The organism is Cellulomonas sp. ACRRI (assembly GCF_022346185.1).
In the GTDB taxonomy this organism is placed as follows: domain Bacteria; phylum Actinomycetota; class Actinomycetes; order Actinomycetales; family Cellulomonadaceae; genus Cellulomonas.
This window is the reverse complement of the sequence record NZ_JAKRMS010000044.1, coordinates 1-16,696: the sequence shown is the minus strand read 5'-3', so window position 1 is coordinate 16,696 and position 16,696 is coordinate 1. Positions and strand designations below refer to the sequence as shown.

13 protein-coding genes are annotated in these 16,696 nt (G+C 75.1%); 11 read left to right on the top strand and 2 right to left on the bottom strand.

Going from position 1 to position 16,696, the window contains the following annotated elements; all coding sequences use genetic code 11:
- The first annotated feature begins 67 nt into the window (after positions 1–67).
- From MHY85_RS10035 to MHY85_RS10000, 8 genes are all read left to right on the top strand, one after another.
- Positions 68–1,378 (top strand): ABC transporter substrate-binding protein, encoded by a 1,311-nt coding sequence (locus MHY85_RS10035; RefSeq protein WP_239195944.1) that lies wholly within the window; start codon positions 68–70, stop codon positions 1,376–1,378.
- Positions 1,379–1,447: 69 nt separating this feature from the next.
- Positions 1,448–2,416 (top strand): carbohydrate ABC transporter permease, encoded by a 969-nt coding sequence (locus MHY85_RS10030; protein ID WP_239195943.1) that lies wholly within the window; start codon positions 1,448–1,450, stop codon positions 2,414–2,416.
- Entirely contained in the window at positions 2,416–3,348 is a 933-nt protein-coding gene (locus MHY85_RS10025; protein ID WP_239195942.1) for a carbohydrate ABC transporter permease, read from the top strand. The genes MHY85_RS10030 and MHY85_RS10025 overlap by 1 nt, the downstream gene beginning before the upstream one ends.
- A gap of 16 nt (positions 3,349–3,364) precedes the next feature.
- A complete protein-coding gene (gene yicI / locus MHY85_RS10020; protein ID WP_239195941.1) occupies positions 3,365–5,638 on the top strand; it encodes an alpha-xylosidase in 2,274 nt (757 codons plus the stop codon).
- Positions 5,639–5,839: 201 nt separating this feature from the next.
- Entirely contained in the window at positions 5,840–7,294 is a 1,455-nt protein-coding gene (locus MHY85_RS10015; RefSeq protein WP_239195940.1) for a glycoside hydrolase family 1 protein, read from the top strand.
- Between the two features lie 43 nt (positions 7,295–7,337).
- The gene (locus tag MHY85_RS10010) at positions 7,338–7,649 is read left to right on the top strand and encodes a hypothetical protein (RefSeq protein WP_239195939.1); all 312 of its coding nucleotides are present in this window, start codon (positions 7,338–7,340) and stop codon (positions 7,647–7,649) included.
- 25 nt (positions 7,650–7,674) lie between these two features.
- On the top strand, positions 7,675–8,505 hold the full coding sequence (locus tag MHY85_RS10005; RefSeq protein WP_239195938.1) for an alpha/beta hydrolase: 831 nt from the start codon (positions 7,675–7,677) through the stop codon (positions 8,503–8,505).
- Positions 8,502–9,278 carry an alpha/beta fold hydrolase gene (locus MHY85_RS10000; RefSeq protein ID WP_239195936.1) on the top strand — a complete coding sequence of 259 codons (777 nt, stop codon included), beginning with the start codon at positions 8,502–8,504 and terminating at the stop codon, positions 9,276–9,278. Before MHY85_RS10005 ends, MHY85_RS10000 begins: the two co-directional genes overlap by 4 nt.
- Before the next feature lie 69 nt (positions 9,279–9,347).
- On the opposite strand, the gene MHY85_RS21855 is transcribed toward MHY85_RS10000, so the two are convergent.
- Together MHY85_RS21855 and MHY85_RS09990 are read right to left on the bottom strand one after the other, a co-directional pair.
- On the bottom strand, positions 9,348–9,902 hold the full coding sequence (locus MHY85_RS21855) for a hypothetical protein (protein WP_308191357.1): 555 nt from the start codon (positions 9,900–9,902) through the stop codon (positions 9,348–9,350).
- Positions 9,899–12,136 (bottom strand): hypothetical protein, encoded by a 2,238-nt coding sequence (locus MHY85_RS09990; RefSeq protein ID WP_239195934.1) that lies wholly within the window; start codon positions 12,134–12,136, stop codon positions 9,899–9,901. Before MHY85_RS09990 ends, MHY85_RS21855 begins: the two co-directional genes overlap by 4 nt.
- A gap of 209 nt (positions 12,137–12,345) precedes the next feature.
- On the opposite strand from MHY85_RS09990, the gene MHY85_RS09985 reads away from it, so the two are divergent.
- Genes MHY85_RS09985 through MHY85_RS09975 form a run of 3 tightly spaced genes read left to right on the top strand, consistent with a single transcriptional unit; the run spans position 12,346 to position 16,130 of the window.
- Positions 12,346–14,127: a hypothetical protein gene (locus tag MHY85_RS09985; protein WP_239195932.1), complete on the top strand. Its 1,782-nt coding sequence runs from the start codon at positions 12,346–12,348 to the stop codon at positions 14,125–14,127.
- Complete coding sequence (locus MHY85_RS09980; protein ID WP_239195930.1) at positions 14,124–15,155, top strand: hypothetical protein; 1,032 nt, start codon at positions 14,124–14,126, stop codon at positions 15,153–15,155. Before MHY85_RS09985 ends, MHY85_RS09980 begins: the two co-directional genes overlap by 4 nt.
- Before the next feature lie 36 nt (positions 15,156–15,191).
- Positions 15,192–16,130 carry a tetratricopeptide repeat protein gene (locus MHY85_RS09975; RefSeq protein ID WP_239195928.1) on the top strand — a complete coding sequence of 313 codons (939 nt, stop codon included), beginning with the start codon at positions 15,192–15,194 and terminating at the stop codon, positions 16,128–16,130.
- Positions 16,131–16,696 lie beyond the last annotated feature (566 nt).

Below are 16,696 nucleotides of genomic sequence, written 5' to 3'. Positions count from 1 at the left end.
GATCGACGACGGGCGCCGGCGACCGCCGGGGTCCGACCACAGCAGGACTCGACGAGGAGGACGTGTGATGGCAGGACAGCGGAAGCGGTACGTGGCTGGCGCCCTGGCGCTCGCCCTGCCGCTCGCCCTGGCGGCGTGCGGCGGAGACAGCAGCGGCGGGGGCGGCGGCTCGGACGGCGACACGCTGACCGTCTGGCACTACGAGAACGAGGACTCGGCGATGGGCCAGGCGTGGGCCAAGGCCATCGAGATCTTCGAGGACGAGCACCCGGACGTGACGGTGAACGTCGAGAACCAGACGTTCGAGCAGATCCAGAAGAACGCGAAGATCTTCCTCACCGGCGACGACGTCCCGGACGTCATGGAGTACAACAAGGGCAACGCCACCGCGGGCCAGCTCGCCTCGCAGGGCCTGCTCACGCCGCTGACCGAGGAGGCCGAGTCCCGCGGGTGGGACGAGACCCTGCCCGACTCGATCCAGACGACGTCGGTGTACGACGAGCAGGGCCTCATGGGCTCCGGTGACTGGTACGGGGTGCCGAACTACGGCGAGTTCGTCGGCGTCTACTACAACCAGGACATGCTGGACGCGCAGGGCATCGCGCAGCCCACGACGTTCGAGGAGTTCGAGGCCGCGCTCGCCACGTTCAAGGCGGCGGGCATCACCCCGCTGGCCGAGGCCGGTGCGGAGTACCCGCTCGGCCAGCTCTGGTACGAGCTGGTGCTGCACTACGGCGACCGCGACCTGGTCGACGACTACCAGCTGTTCGCCGACGACGTCGACTTCCAGAACGAGGCGTTCACGCAGGCCACCGAGAAGCTCGACGAGTGGATCAAGGCCGGCTACATCGCCTCCGACTCGGCCGCGCTGACCGCCGAGGACATGGGCGTGTCGTTCATCAACGGCACCTACCCGATCATGGTCTCCGGCTCCTGGTGGTTCGGCCGCCTGGTCGAGGAGATCCCGTTCACGTGGACCCAGGCGCTGTTCCCGGACAACACGATGCACCCGGGCTCGTCCGGCAACCTCTGGGTGGTCCCGGAGAACGCCGCCAACAAGGACCTGGCGTACGACTTCATCGACATCACGCTGCGCCCCGAGGTGCAGGAGATCCTCGGCCAGAAGGGCGGCCTGCCGGTCGCCGGCGACTCCTCGGCCATCACGGACGAGAAGACGAAGGAGATGACCGAGAACTTCGAGTCGATCCTCTCCGAGGACGGCCTGGCGTTCTACCCCGACTGGCCGGTCCCGGGCTACTACGACGTGATCGTCAGCGAGCTCCAGTCGCTGGTCAACCAGTCGAAGTCCCCGTCGGAGGTGCTGGACGGCCTGTCCACCGCCTACCAGGACGGCAAGACGGACCTGCTCGAGGGCTGAGCCCTCGCACCCCCGCCCGGGCCGGCGGCGCACGTCGCCGGCCCGGGCACCCACCCCTCGAGGAGCCGCATGACCACCGTCGACCGCGCCGCGCCGCCGTCGGAGCCGCGCACCCGCGGCACCCGCCGCGGCCGCCGTTCGCGCGACTGGGTCGGGTACCTGCCGTACCTGCTGCCCGGCCTGATCGCCTTCACCGTCGTCATCCTGATCCCGTTCGGGATGAACATCTGGTACAGCCTGCACAAGTGGAAGGGCGGCAACGCCCCGCTGCGCTGGTACGGGCTCGGCAACTACACCGACCTGCTCGCGGACGAGCAGTTCTGGACGTCGTTCCGGAACTCGATCGCGATGATCCTCGCGATGGTGGTGGTGCCGACCCTGATCGGCCTGCTGCTCGCGACCACGCTGTTCGACGTGCTCGGCAAGCGGTTCGGCCCCCGCGTGGCCTCCGTGCTCCGCGCCACCTACTACCTGCCGCAGATCCTGCCGGTCGCCGTCGCCGGCGTGCTGTGGAACTGGATCCTCAACTCCCAGACCGGCGCGGTGAACGTGATCCTCCGCGAGATCGGCGTCGCGAACCCGCCCAACTGGCTGGGTTCGACGGACACCGCGCTGCCGACCGTCATGCTCGTGCTGATCTGGATCCAGATCGGCTACCCGGTCGTCATCTTCATGTCCGCGCTGCAGCGCGTCGACCCCGAGCTGTACGAGGCGGCGGAGCTGGACGGCGCCGGCTGGTGGCACCGGTTCCGCGCGATCACGATCCCGCAGATCAAGCCCGAGACGTTCGTCATCACGCTCACCTGCACCGTGGCCGCGCTCAAGGTGTTCGGGCCCATCTACGTGCTGACCCGCGGCGGCCCCGAGTCGTCGACCCTCGTGCCGTCGTACTACTCGTACCTGAACTTCTTCGACAAGTCGAAGGTCGGCTACGGCGCCGCGATCGCGAACGTCCTGACGGTCCTGATCATCCTGATCGCCGTCGTCATCATGGTGCTGCAGGCCCGCAGCGCCCGCCGTGAGGAGGAGGGTCGCTGATGGCCGCCCCGATCGAGACGCTGCCCGCGGGCACCGCGGGCACCGCGGTCGGCGCGGGCCGCCCGGTCCGCACGCCGCGCGCCAAGGCCACCGACACCGACCGGCGGCACCGCCGCGGCACCGCGCGCTGGTTCGTGCTCGGCGCCGCCGTGCTGGTCGCCGTGATCATGCTGGTGCCGTTCGTGATCATGGTGCTGAACGCGTTCAAGGCGCCCGCGGACTACTCGCAGAACGGCCCGCTGTCCTGGCCGGCCGAGTTCTACACCGAGGGCCTGCGCAACTTCTGGACCCGGGTCAACTTCCCCGAGAAGCTGGTCAACTCCGTCTGGATCTCCGGCGCGGTCGCGATCTTCGCCGTCGTGCTGTCGCTGTTCAGCGCGTACGCGCTCGGCGTCGGCCGGGTCAAGGGCCGGATGTGGATCGTCACGCTGTTCCTGCTCGCGAACATGCTGCCGCAGGAGGTGCTGGTCTACCCGCTGTTCCAGATGGCGCAGGAGGTGGGGCTGTCCAACAACCAGTGGTCGGTCATCATCATCTTCACGGTCATCCAGGCGGCGTTCGGCACGTACCTGCTGTCCTCGGTGCTCGGCACGTTCCCGAAGGCGCTGCTCGAGGCGGCGTCCCTCGACGGCGCGGGCCGGTGGCGGACCCTGTGGGGCGTCGTGTTCCCCGTGGTCCGGCCGACGCTCAGCGTCCTGCTGATCTTCTTCTTCATCTGGACGTGGAACGAGTTCTTCATCCCGCTGGTCATGCTCACGACCAACGCCACCCAGACGATCCCCGTCGCGCTCGCCTCGCTGCAGGGCGACCGCATGATGGACGCCCCCACGACCAACGCGGGCGCCCTCGTCTCGATGATCCCGGCGATCGTCTTCTTCCTCATCTTCCAGCGCACGCTGACCCGCGGGATCACCGCGGGCGCGGTCAAGTAAGGCAAGGGCAGCATCCATGAAGTTCACCGACGGCTACTGGCAGACCCTCCCCGGGGTCACGGTGCAGCGCCCGCGCGCGGTCGACGAGGTCGTGCTGGGCGAGCGGTCGCTGACCGCCTACGCCGGCACCGGCCGCCTCGCCACGCGCGGCGACACCCTCAACCACCCGCTGATCACGATCACCCTCGACTCGCCGGCCGAGGGGGTGCTCGGCGTGACGATCGAGCACCACCAGGGCGGCGTCGACCACGGGCCGGCGTTCGGGCTCGCCGAGGCGGCGCCGCACGTCGTCGTCGCGGGGCCGACGGACGACGACCCCCGCGCCTCGCTGACCACGGGCAACCTCACCGCCCGCGTGTCGACCACGGGGGAGTGGGCCCTGGACGTCGAGGTCGACGGCCGGGTCGTCACCGGCGCGACCTCGCGCGGCGTCGGCGTGATCACCGACGCCGAGGGCCGCCCGTTCGTCCGCGAGCAGCTCGGCCTCGGCGTCGGCGACCACGTCTACGGCCTGGGCGAGCGGTTCACCCCGTTCGTGAAGAACGGCCAGACGGTCGACATCTGGAACGCGGACGGCGGCACCTCCTCGGAGCAGTCGTACAAGAACGTGCCGTTCTACCTGACCGACGCGGGCTACGGCGTGTTCGTCGACCACCCCGGCCACGTCTCGTTCGAGATCGGCTCCGAGGTCGTGTCCCGCACGCAGTTCAGCGTCGCCGGTCAGCGGCTGCGGTACTACGTCATCGCCGGGCCGGACCCGAAGGACGTGCTGCGCCGGTACACCGCGCTGACCGGCCGCCCGGCCGCCGTGCCGAACTGGTCCTACGGCCTGTGGCTGTCGACCTCGTTCACCACGGACTACGACGAGGCCACCGTCATGTCGTTCATCGACGGCATGGCCGAGCGCGGCCTGCCCCTGTCGGTGTTCCACTTCGACTGCTTCTGGATGCGCAAGTTCCACTGGTGCGACTTCGTCTGGGACCCGGCGACGTTCCCGGACCCCGAGGGCCTGCTGGCCCGGCTGCACGAGCGCGACCTGCAGGTGTGCGTCTGGATCAACCCGTACATCGCGCAGCGGTCGCACCTGTTCGCCGAGGGCGCCGAGCGCGGCTACCTCGTCAAGCGCGCGGACGGCTCGGTCTGGCAGTGGGACCTGTGGCAGGCCGGCATGGGCCTGGTCGACTTCACCAACCCGGACGCGACGGCGTGGTTCAAGGAGAAGCTGCGGGCCCTGCTCGACATGGGCGTCGACTGCTTCAAGACCGACTTCGGCGAGCGCATCCCGACGGACGTCGTCTGGCACGACGGCTCGGACCCCGAGCGGATGCACAACTACTACACGCACCTGTACAACAAGGCCGTCTTCGAGCTGCTCGAGGAGGTCAAGGGCGAGGGCGAGGCCGTGCTGTTCGCCCGGTCGGCCACCGCCGGCGGCCAGCAGTTCCCCGTCCACTGGGGCGGCGACTGCGAGTCGACGTTCGTGTCCATGGCGGAGTCGCTGCGCGGCGGGCTGTCGCTGGCGTCGTCCGGGTTCGGCTACTGGTCGCACGACATCGGCGGCTTCGAGGGCACCCCGGACGCCGCGGTGTTCAAGCGCTGGCTCGCGTTCGGCCTGCTGTCCTCGCACTCCCGGCTGCACGGCTCGTCGTCGTACCGGGTGCCGTGGGCGTTCGACGAGGAGTCGGTCAAGGTCACCCAGCGGTTCACCGAGCTCAAGCTGTCGCTGATGCCGTACCTGTCGGCGGTGGGCCGCGAGGCGCACACCGACGGGCTGCCGGTCATGCGCCCGCTGTTCCTCGAGTTCCCGGACGACCCGGGGGCCGCGACGGTCGACACCCAGTACGCGCTGGGCCCGTCGCTGCTGGTGGCGCCGGTGTTCACCGCCGAGGGCGACGTGGACGTCTACGTGCCCGAGGGGGAGTGGACGTCGCTGCTCGACGGCTCGACCGTGTCCGGCCCGCGGTGGCACCGGCAGCGGCACGGCTTCGACTCGCTGCCCGTGCTGGTCCGGCCCGGCACGCTGCTGCCGGTCGGCGCGCGCACCGACCGCCCGGACTACGACCACGCCGACGGCGTCACGCTGCGCGTGTTCGGGCTGGCCGACGGCGCCGAGGCGCGCACCACGGTCCGCGGCGCGGCCGGCGACGTGGAGTTCGTGGCCCGGCGCTCGGGCGCGGCGGTCACGGTCGAGGCGACCGGCGCCGTCCCGACCACCTGGCAGGTCGCGGCGGCCCTGGGCACGCCCCACGCGGCCCAGGGCTCGCGCGCGGAGCTCACCCTCCCGCTCTGACCCGCACGCGCCCGCCCGCGGCGGCAGTCCTCGCCGAGATGGCAACTCTCGGCTGCGTGGCACGTGCCACGCACAGCCGAGAGTTGCCATCTCGGCGGGCGGGTTGTGGGCGCAGGGGGCGCGGGAGCGCTCCCACGTTCGTGTATCGTATCGATTCGACATCGCCGTCCCGCGGCTCACCCCGAACCGAGGAAGCTTCTGATGACCACCTCCCGCCCCTCCGGGCGCACGTTCCCCGCCGACTTCCTCTGGGGCTCGGCCACCGCGTCCTACCAGATCGAGGGCGCCGCCACCGAGGGCGGCCGCGCGCCGTCCATCTGGGACACGTTCTCCGCGCGCCCGGGCGCCGTGCTGAACGGCGACACCGGTGCCGTCGCCGCCGACCACTACCACCGGGTCCCCGAGGACGTCGCGCTGATGCAGTCCCTCGGGCTGCAGGCCTACCGGCTGTCGATCGCCTGGCCGCGGGTGCAGCCCACCGGGTCGGGCGAGTGGAACGCCGAGGGCCTCGCGTTCTACACCGACCTCGTGGACCGGCTGATCGCCGCCGGCATCAAGCCCGTCGTCACGCTCTACCACTGGGACCTGCCGCAGGCCCTGGAGGACGAGGGCGGCTGGACGAACCGCGAGACCGCCTACCGGTTCGCCGACTACGCCCGCAAGCTGGCCGAGGTGCTGGGCGACAAGGTCACCGTGTGGACCACGCTGAACGAGCCCTGGTGCTCGGCGTACCTGGGCTACGCCTCCGGCGTGCACGCGCCGGGCCGCACCGAGCAGGGCGCCGCGCTGGCCGCGGTGCACCACCTCAACCTCGCGCACGGCCTCGCCGCCCTCGCGATCCGGGAGGTGCTCGGCGACGCCGCGCAGGTGTCGATCACGCTCAACCTGCACGTCACCCGCGCCGCGTCGGACGCCCCGGAGGACGTCGCCGCCAAGCGCCAGGTCGACACCGTCGCCAACGAGGTGTTCCTGCAGCCGCTGCTCGAGGGCCGGTACCCCGAGAACGTGTTCGCGCAGACCGCCGCGGTGTCCGACTGGTCGTTCGTGCAGGACGGCGACCTGGAGATCATCCGGCAGCCGATCGACCTGCTGGGCATCAACTACTACTCGACGGGCCGCGTCCAGCGGCTGCACGGCGAGCCGGTCGTCGGCGACGGCAGCCCCGGCGTCGACGGGCACAAGTCGTCCGAGGTCAGCCCGTGGGTGGGCTGCGACGACGTCGAGTGGCTGCCGCAGCCCGGCCCGCACACCGCGATGGGCTGGAACATCGAGCCGCAGGGCCTCACCGACCTGCTGCTCGAGATGCACGAGCGGTACCCGTCGATCCCGCTGGCCGTCACCGAGAACGGCGCGGCGTTCGCCGACGAGGTGTCCGCCGACGGCCGGGTGCACGACCTCGACCGGGTCGAGTACCTGCACGACCACATCGACGCCGTCGGCGCCGCGATGGACGCCGGCGCGGACGTGCGCGGCTACTTCGTGTGGTCGCTGATGGACAACTTCGAGTGGGCGTACGGCTACGACCGCCGGTTCGGCATCGTGCGGGTCGACTACGACACGCTCGAGCGGACGCCCAAGGACTCGGCGCTCTGGTACCGCGACCTGGTCGCGACGCGGACGATCGCGCCCGCGGAGACGGCGGCCGGGCTGTCCTGACGCCGGCCCCGGGGCCCACGCACGCCGGGGGACAATCTCCGGCGTGCCGTCCTCCCGCCGCTCCGGCAAGCGCCCCTACGCCGCCGAGCACGTCCCGCTCGACCTGGACCGGGTCCGCGGCGGGCGCACGTCCGAGCAGGCGGTCGACGGCGAGTGGACCGTGCAGCGCGTCGGCGGGTCCGACCGCACGTTCCGCTGCCCGGGCTGCGACCAGGAGATCGCGACCGGCACGCCGCACGTCGTCGCGTGGCGCTCCGACGGGCTGTTCGGTCCCGACGCGGCGCTGGCCGACCGGCGGCACTGGCACGCCGCGTGCTGGGCGGCACGGCACCGGCGGGGGCCGACGCGGCGCTGACGGCCCCGGACTACGCTCGACGGCGATGACCACCGCAGCCGCCCCCACGCCCATCCGCTCGCTCACCGTCCTGCCCGCGCACCGCGAGGACGTCGAGCTGCACACCGCCGACGGCCTCACGCTCGTCGGCGAGCTCGCGCTCCCGGTCGACGCGGACGGCACCCCCCGCACCCCGGCGGCGACGCTGGTCACGCTGCACCCGCTGCCCACGCACGGCGGCTACATGGACTCGCACGTCCTGCGCAAGGCCGCGTGGCGGCTGCCGGCGCTCGCCGACGTGGCGGTCCTGCGGTTCAACACCCGCGGCACGTCCAGCCCGCGCGGCACCAGCGAGGGCGCGTTCGACGGGGGCGTGGCCGAGCGGTTCGACGTGCACGCCGCGATCGAGCTCGCCGAGTTCCGCGACCTCCCGCACCCCTGGCTCGTCGGCTGGTCCTTCGGCACCGAGCTCGCGCTCATGCACGGCCTGGACCCCGCGGTCGAGGGCGCCGTCCTGCTGTCCCCGCCGCTGCACCGCGCCACCGACGCCGACCTCGACGCCTGGGACGCCGATGGCAAGCCCCTGGTGGTCCTGGTGCCCGAGCACGACGACTACCTGCGCCCCGCCGAGGCCCGCGAGCGGTTCGCCCGGGTGCACCAGGCCGAGGTCATCGGCGTGGAGGGCGCGAAGCACCTGTGGGTGGGGGAGCCGTACGTCCGCCGCGTGCTCGACGAGATCGTCCGGCACGTGCTCCCCGGCGTGCCGGTGCCCCTGCCGACCACCTGGGACGGGCCCAGCGAGCAGGCCGAGGCGCCCACCGTCCCGCAGTCGCCCGACGGCGAGGCCTTCGCCGGATCCGACCAGGAGGACGCATGACCGCCACCGCCGCGCTGCACCAGCTGCGACCCGGGACCGGGCTGCCGCTCGTGCTGCTGCACGCCTTCCCGCTCGACTCCCGCATGTGGGCCGACGTGGCCCCGCTGGTCGACGGACCCGTGCTCGCGGTGGACCTGCCCGGGATGGGGGCCGCCCAGGGCGTCGCGCTGCCGGAGCCCGCGCTCGAGGCGTCGGCCGACGCGGTGGTGGCGGTGCTGGCCGAGGCCGGGCACCGGCGCGCGGTCGTCGCCGGCCTGTCGATGGGCGGGTACGTCGCGCTGGCGCTCGCCGAGCGGCACCCGTCCCTCGTCGCCGGGCTGGGGCTGCTCGACACCAAGGCGACCGCCGACACCGAGGACGCCCGCGCCAACCGGCTGCGGGTCGCCGACGCGGTCGAGTCGGCCGGCACCGTGGACGAGGTGCTGCCGATGGCGACGGCACTGCTCGGCGAGGCGTCCCGCGACCGGCCCGAGCTCGTCGCGCGGCTCGAGGCGCTGATCGGCGCGCAGCCGCCGGCGGGGGTGGCGTGGTCGCAGCGCGCGATGGCCGCGCGGCCGGACCGCACCGCCGTGCTGGCGGGCTACCGCGGGCCGGCGCTGGTGCTCGTCGGCGAGGAGGACCGGCCGACGCCGGTGGCCGAGGCGCGCGGCATGGCGGGGGTGCTCGGGGTCGAGGCGGTCGTGGTCCCCGGGGCCGGGCACCTCACCGCGGTCGAGGCACCCCGCGCGGTGGCGGCGGCGCTGGGCGACCTGCTCGGGCGGGCGCGGGGCTGACGCGCCGGTTCACGCGGGAGAGGGGCCGGACGCCGGGGGCCGGCGCGACCCGCGGGCTGCCCGGGGCCGTCAGGTCGGGTCGTCGCCCAGCGCCCGGGCGAGCGCGACCGGCAGGTCCAGCGACTCGCCGTCCTTGCCGCCCGCACCGATGACCAGCGGCGGGTCCTGCGGCTCCGGCCGCACCCCGCGCAGCCGCGCCGCCAGCGACGGCGGCACCGTCAGCACGTAGAACCCGCCGTCCGTGCCGACCGCCACCGTCCGGTCCCGGCGCAGGTACCAGCCCTGCAGCGGCGTGCGGTACCGGCCGCGGCCGCCGTATCCCTGGGCGTGCAGCGGCTCCGGTGCGACGCCGCGGTCCCGGGCGTCCGCGACGAACCGGGCGATCAGCTCGCGCGCGCGGGCCGACTCGGCCTGGCGCCGGGCACGCAGGGCGGCCTCGTGGGCGTCCGCGGCCTCGCGGCGGCGCGAGCGCCAGTCGGCGGCACGGTCCGCCGGCGTGGGCGTGGGCGGGGGCGCGTCGTGCGGGACAGCTCCCGGGTGCTCGCCGTCCGCGCGCGGGGACTCCCCGGGCGCGACCGCGCCGTCGGGCCCGGCCGGGTCCGACGGCGCGTCGCGCTCGCTCACTTCTCGGCCGGCGCGGCCGCGGCCTCGTCCCCGGCGGTCCCGGCGCCGTCGGGGCGCGTCGCGGCGGCGGCCCGCTCCTCGGCCGGCCCGTCGCCGTCCTGCGCGGACGCGCCGGCGGGCGCTGCGTCGTCGGCGGGCGCCGCGTCGGGCCCCGCGTCACCGGCGGGCTTCGCAGCGGCCGGCTTCGGGTCCGCGGGCTTCGCCTCCGCGGGGGACTCGGCGCCGCCGGCCGGCGTCGCGCCGTCGGCCCGGGCGTCGTCCGTCGACCCGGCGGGCGCCGGGACCGCGGGCGTCGCGGCCGACACCGGGGCCGGGCGCGCCTTGCCGCGGGCCGGGCGGGCGGCCGGGCGGGCGACCTGCTTCGCGTCGAACTGCGCCTGCGCGGCGTCGGCCTTCTCCAGCGTCTGCCGGTTCGGGACCGGGTCGTGGCCCAGCAGGTTGCGCAGCTCGTCGAGGTAGGACGTGATCGACTCGCGCTGCCGGTTCAGGTCCTCGACCTGGCGCTGCGCGGTGGTGCGCTCGCGCTCCGACTCGGCCATCGCCTCGGACAGGGTCTTCTCGGCGTGCTCGCGGGCCTCGGCGACGACGCGGTCGGCGTTCGCCCGGGCGTTCGACAGCAGCTCCTTGGAGTGGTTCTGCGAGTCGACGCGGATCTTCTCGGCCTGCTCGAGCGCCTTGGCCACGCGCTGCTCGGCGTCGGCGGCGTGCGCCTCGGCGTCCGCGACGAGCTTCTCCGTCTCGGCCCGCGCGGTCGCGTGCCGCTCGGCGTCGGCGCGCTCGGCGGCCTCGCGCTGCGCGGCGATCTGCAGCTCGGCGTCGGCCAGCTGCTGGCGGGCCCGCGCGGTGAGCGCGTCGGCCTCGGCGCGGGCCGCCGACCGGACCTCGTCGGCCGCGCGGGTCGCCTCGGTGAGCTGGCGCTCGACGTCCAGGCGGGTGGCCTCGCGGAGCTCGGCGACCTCGCGGTCCGTGCGCTCGCGCAGCTCGGCGGCGTCGCGCTCGGTGCGCTCGCGGAGCTCGGTCGTCTCGCGCTCGGCCAGGGCCCGCAGCGTGGCGGCCTCGTGCTCGGTGCGCTCGCGCAGCTCGGTGGTCTCGCGCTCGGCGGCGGCGCGCAGCTCGCTCGCGTACTGCTCGGACTCCGCGCGCAGGGCGGCGAGCGCCTGCTCCGCCTCCTGCCGGGCCGCGGCGATCTCGTCGGCCACGGCGGCGCGCTGCTCCGCGGTCTCGCGGTCCGCGGTCGCCCGCACGAAGCCGGAGTACTGCTCGGCCTCCGCGCGCAGCGCGGTCGTCTCGGCGACCACGCGCTGCTGCGTCTCCGCCGCGGCGCGCTCGGCGGCCGACCGCACCGCGTCGGCGTGCGCGGCGGCGTCGGCCCGCAGGGCGCGGGACTCCTCGCTCGCGGCCTGGCGGGCCTCCGCGATCTCGGTGGCGGCCACGGACCGCTGCATCGCGGCCCAGCGCTCGGCCTCGGTGCGCAGCTCGGCCAGCTCGGCGGTGACGCGCTGGCGCAGCGCCGTCGTCTCGGCGTCGGCGGCCTGGCGCAGGTCCTGGTCGTACCGCTCCGCCTCGGCGCGCATCGCCGTCGTCTCCGCCTCGGTGCGCGTCCGCAGCTCCTCGGCGGCCTGCTCGGTGCTGATCCGGAGCTCGGTCGTCTCGCGCTCGACCGTCGCCCGAAGCGTGCCGAGCTCGCGCTCCAGCGTCGCGCGGCGCTCGCTCTCCTCGGTCTGGATCGCGGTCTGGATCCGGGCGGCCTCGCGCTCCGCCGACCCGACCAGCTCCTCGGCGCGCCGCTGCGCACCGGTGAGCGCGCTCTCGGCCTCGGTGTGCGCCGTCGACCGCTCCTCGGTGGCCTCGCGGCGCGCCGTGGCGAGCATCTCGGCGACCTCGTTCTCCGCGCGGGCGCGCAGCTGGCCGGCGGCCAGCCGCGCGCGGGCCAGCGCGTCGGACGCCTGGGCGTTCGCCTGCTGCACGACGTCCGACGACTGCTCCTCCGCCGAGCGCAGCAGCATCTCGATCCGCGAGCCCAGGCCGGAGTAGGTGGGGCGCTCGGCCTCGCGGAGCTGGCGGTGCGCCTCGGACAGCTCGCCCGAGATCTGCAGCACCCGCTCGTCCATCGAGGCGACCTGGCTGCGGGCCTCCTGCAGCGCGCGCTCCAGCTCCGACAGCCGGGTGTCGACGGGTCCGCGGTCGTAGCCACGGAAGTTGACCACCGGGAAGGGCGTACGGTCGTCTGCCACGAAGTTCCTCCTGCGAGCGCGCGCGAGCGCTTGTGGGGACGGCCTCCGGGCGGGAGGCTCGGGGCGTCGGTCGGCCCGCGTCCGCCGTCCAGGGTATCGGCAGCGCCACCGGGCGGAACACCCGTCGCCGGGCCCCCTGCGGGGCCCGAATTGCCCGGACCCCGAGGTCGTCCGCCTATCCTGGGACGTCACGTTCGAGAGGAAGATGCGTGCTCCAACGACTGATCGCCGCCGTCCTCGGTGTGCTCGGGGTCGCGGCCATCGGGCTCGGCGTCGCCTCGGCCACCGTCTGGCGGGCGGACGACCCGCTGGTCGCCACCGCCGCGCCCGGGGGCGGGACCCGGACCCTCGTGACCGACCCCGGCGTGCTCGAGCTCGCGGGCGACCCCGTGACCGTCACCGTGCACGCCGACGGCGCGCCCGTGGTGCTCGCCGTCGGGCGCGACACGGACGTGACCGCCTGGGTCGGCGACGACCCGTACGAGCGGGTCACCGGCCTGTCGGACTGGCACACGCTCGCCACCACCGCCGGCCAGGACGCCGCGGAGCCGACGGCGAGCCCGTCCGGCCCGGCGACCGAGGAGCCCGCCGAGGCGGCGCCGTCGCCGTCGGCGAGCGAGGACGCGGGGACGGCTGCCGCGCAGGCCGCCGACCCGACGGGCAACGACATGTGGGTCGCCGAGGTGGCCGGCGACGGGTCCGCGACGCTCGAGTGGACGGCCCAGGAGGGTCGCTGGTCGCTGCTCGCGGTGAGCCTGGGGGACGCCGCCCCGGTGCTCGACCTGTCCTGGCCGCAGACCGTGACCACGCCCTGGCTGTGGCCGGGCGTCGCGCTCGGCGTGCTGCTGCTCGCGGTCGCCGCGATCCTGCTCGTGCGGATCCTGCGCCAACGGCGCGAGGGCCCGGACGCCGGGTGGACCGACGTCAGCACCGGGACGCTCGCGACCGTGCCGCTGCCCGCCGCGGGCGCCGCTCCCGGCGACGGCGCGACCGCGGCCGGGACGCCGACGGGGGCGATCCCCGTCGGGACCGTCACCCCCGGGGTGCCGCTGACCCGCCGGCAGATCCGCGAGGCCGAGGCCGCCGCCGCGGCGGCGCGCAAGCGCGGCGGGCGCGCACCCACCGGCGCCGTGCCGGTGGTGACCGGGGCGACGCCGGTGGTGACCGGTGCGACGCCGGTGGTGACCGGTGCGACGCCGGCAGCCGGTCGAGCCACGCCCGGGGAGGGCACCACGCCCGGCGGGACCTCGGGCGGGGCGGCCCGCGCCGAGACGCCCGGACCGACCTCCGGCCGGCCGGCGCGCGACGACGCGACGACGACCCTGCCGGCGACACCCCCGGCGCCGCCCGCGCCGGTGACCGGCGCACCCGGGGCACCCGGCGCGCCGACCTCGGCGCCTCCTGCCCAGCCGGCAGGCGCCGGAGGCACCTCCTCCGCCGCCGCCGCCCCCGCCGCTCAGGGCGCCGGTGCCGCGCCGGAGGCGGGGCCGACCACCCGCGGCACCGGGGAGGGCCGCCGGCTCGCCGACCGCCTGCCCTGGCGCCGGGGTCGCGCGTCGCACGACGAGCCGGGCGCCCCGGACGGCGACGCTCCCACCGGATCGGCGTCCACCGGGACCGGCGGTGGCAGCCCCGCACCGGCCACCGGGTCGAGCGGCACCGGGTCCGGCACGCCGCGGCCGACCGGCGCGTCCTCCTGGACCCCCGTGCCGGGTGCTGCCCCCGCGGCACGCCCCGGTCCGGCCGGGCCGCCGCCGACGTCGTCGCCCGCCGCCCCGCCGGCCGGCACCCCCGCGTCCCCGTCCGGTGGGCCGGGCACGGGCGCCCGCCCGCCCGCCGCACCGGGCGGGCCCGCCGGCGCGCAGGACGACGACGCCGCGACCCGCGCGCAGCGCGCCGACGCCTGGCGCCGCATGTGGGGGTTCCCCAGCACGGACGCGGACGCACCGCCGCAGCAGGACGACGACCGCCGGACGGAGGAGGGCCGATGACCGCACGCACCACGGGGCACCGCCCCGGACCGGCGCGGCTGCGCCGCCGCCTCGCGGGCACGGCGATCGCGCTGGTCGCGTCCCTGGGGCTGGCCGCCTGCGCCAACCCGGTCCCCGAGCCCACCCCCGACGCGGTGCCGGCGGTCCCGCCGCCCGCCCTCACGGTCGCCCAGTCGACGGACGTGCTCGACCAGGTCGGCACGGTCCTCGCGGCCGGGGACCAGGCGCTCGACCCCGCGGGCCTCGGCTCCCGGCTCCTGGGCCCGGCGCTCGCGATCCGTTCGGCGGAGTACGTCCGGGCCACCGCCACCAACGGCGAGCGCCCGCCGGTGACGATCCCGACGACCGCGCAGACGCTGATCACCCCCGACACCACGAGCTGGCCGCGGACCCAGATGGTCGTGACCGAGCAGCCCGCGGACCTCCAGGCGCCGCTGCTGCTCGTCCTGGTGCAGAACGCGCCCCGGGAGCCGTACCGGCTGTGGGGCTGGGCTCGGCTGGGCCCGGCGGTCCAGATGCCGCTCACCGCGACGCCGGAGGAGGGGAGCGAGCCGGTCGCGCCCGACGACGACTCGCTGCTGCTGACGCCGACCGAGGCGCTGGCGCAGTACGCCGACGTCCTGACCAACGGCGACGCCTCCGCGGCCGCCGCGACGTTCCCGGCGGACTTCTTCCGCACCGCGATCACCGAGGCGCGGAACCAGACGACGGCCAGCCTGCAGGCGGTCGCCACCGTCGCGGAGACGGTGGCCCCGGTGGAGGGCGCCGTCATGGCGCTGCGCACCGCGGACGGCGGGGCGATCGTCGTCGGCGAGCTGTCGACGGTCACCACCGTCACCCTGTCCCAGGGGAGCATCACCCTGAACGACCCGTTCGACGCGGCCCTGGCGGGCAAGAGCAGCGTGTCGAAGAACCTGGTCCGCACGTGGACCGACGTGGTAGCGATGTACGTGCCGCCGACGGGCGGCGGCGAGCAGGTGACCGTGCTGGCGGCCGAGCACGCCCGCACGGCGGTCACCGGTGAGTGATGACGTGAGAGCACGCGAGAGCAGGAGCACCTCGGCATGAGCCAGAACCCGGCCCACGACCCGCGCCTCAACGTGCGCGGGGCGGTCGACCTCTCCGGGCTCGGGCGCCCGGCGACCCCCGCGCCCGGCACCCCGGGCGGCCTGCCGACGCCGGGCCCGTACACGGTCGACGTCGACACCGAGGGCTTCCCGGCCCTGGTGCAGTCCTCGACCCAGCACCCGGTCGTCGTCCTGCTCTGGGCGTCGTGGAGCGAGACCAGCATCAACCTCGCCCGCGACCTCGGGGCGCTCGCCGACCAGTACGCCGGGCGGCTCCTGCTCGCCAGGATCGACTCCGAGGCCAACCCGCAGGTGGCGGCCGCCTTCCAGACGCAGTCCGTCCCGGCCGTCGTCGCGGTGCTGGCGGGCCAGCCCCTGCCGCTGTTCCAGGGAGCGCCGCCGGCGGACCAGGTCCGCGGCGTGCTCGACCAGGTGCTCGAGGCCGCCGCCGCGAACGGCATCACCGGGACGGTCGCTGCCCAGGAGGCGGCGCCGGTGCCCGCCGAGCCGGAGGAGCCGCCGCTGCCCCCGCTGCACCAGGAGGCGTACGACGCGATCGAGCGCGACGACCTGCCTGCCGCGGCCGCGGCGTACGAGCAGGCGCTGAAGGAGAACCCGCGGGACGACATGGCTCGTGCCGGCCTCGCCCAGGTCGGGCTGCTCAGCCGGACCCGGGACGCCGACCTCGCCGCGGTGCGCAAGGCCGCCGCCGACGCGCCGACCGACGTGGACGCGCAGCTCGCCGTCGCCGACGTCGACGTCCTCGGCGGGCAGATCGAGGACGCGTTCGGCCGGCTGGTCGACACCATCCGGGTCACGTACGGCCCGGACCGGGAGCGGCTGCGGGTGCGGCTCGTCGAGCTGTTCGACGTGGTCGGCGCCGACGACCCCCGGGTCGCGGCCGCGCGCCGCGCGCTCGCGAGCGCCCTGTACTGACACCGGGCTCCCCGCCCGACCCGTCGGGCGGGGAGCGTCGGCCGACGGGCCCGTCCGACCTCCGTGGTCGGGCGGGCCCGCGTCGTTCTCCGGGAGCCGGCGGCGCCCCGGGGAGCGGGGGGCCTCGACGGATCGCCGCAGGTGAGCGCGGTGCACGAGGTGACCGCCGTCACGGCGTCCCGAGTTGACGGTCTCTCGCGGTCGTGCGTAATGTTCTTCTTCGTCGCCCGGCAGGGAGGAACGGACACCGAGGATGAACCCGGTGGCTGGTCCCGCGGACGACCACCCCCCTTGGTACGGCCGGAACGGGACGCATGAGCCCGGACGTCGCCGCGCCGCGGGGCGATCCGCACGATCGGGACGGTCCACTCGGACTTGACCGGACGCAGAGGATCGGATAAGTTTGAACGGTTGCCTCCGGTCAGGAGCTCGCAAGAGTCACTGAGGGATGCGCGTCTGTTCTTTGAGAACTCAACAGTGTGCCTAGTAGTTGATGCCAAGATGGTTCATCGGCTCGGGTGGTCGCCTCGTTCGGGGTTGGCTGGTCGGTGTCGGTGGGTCTTGGT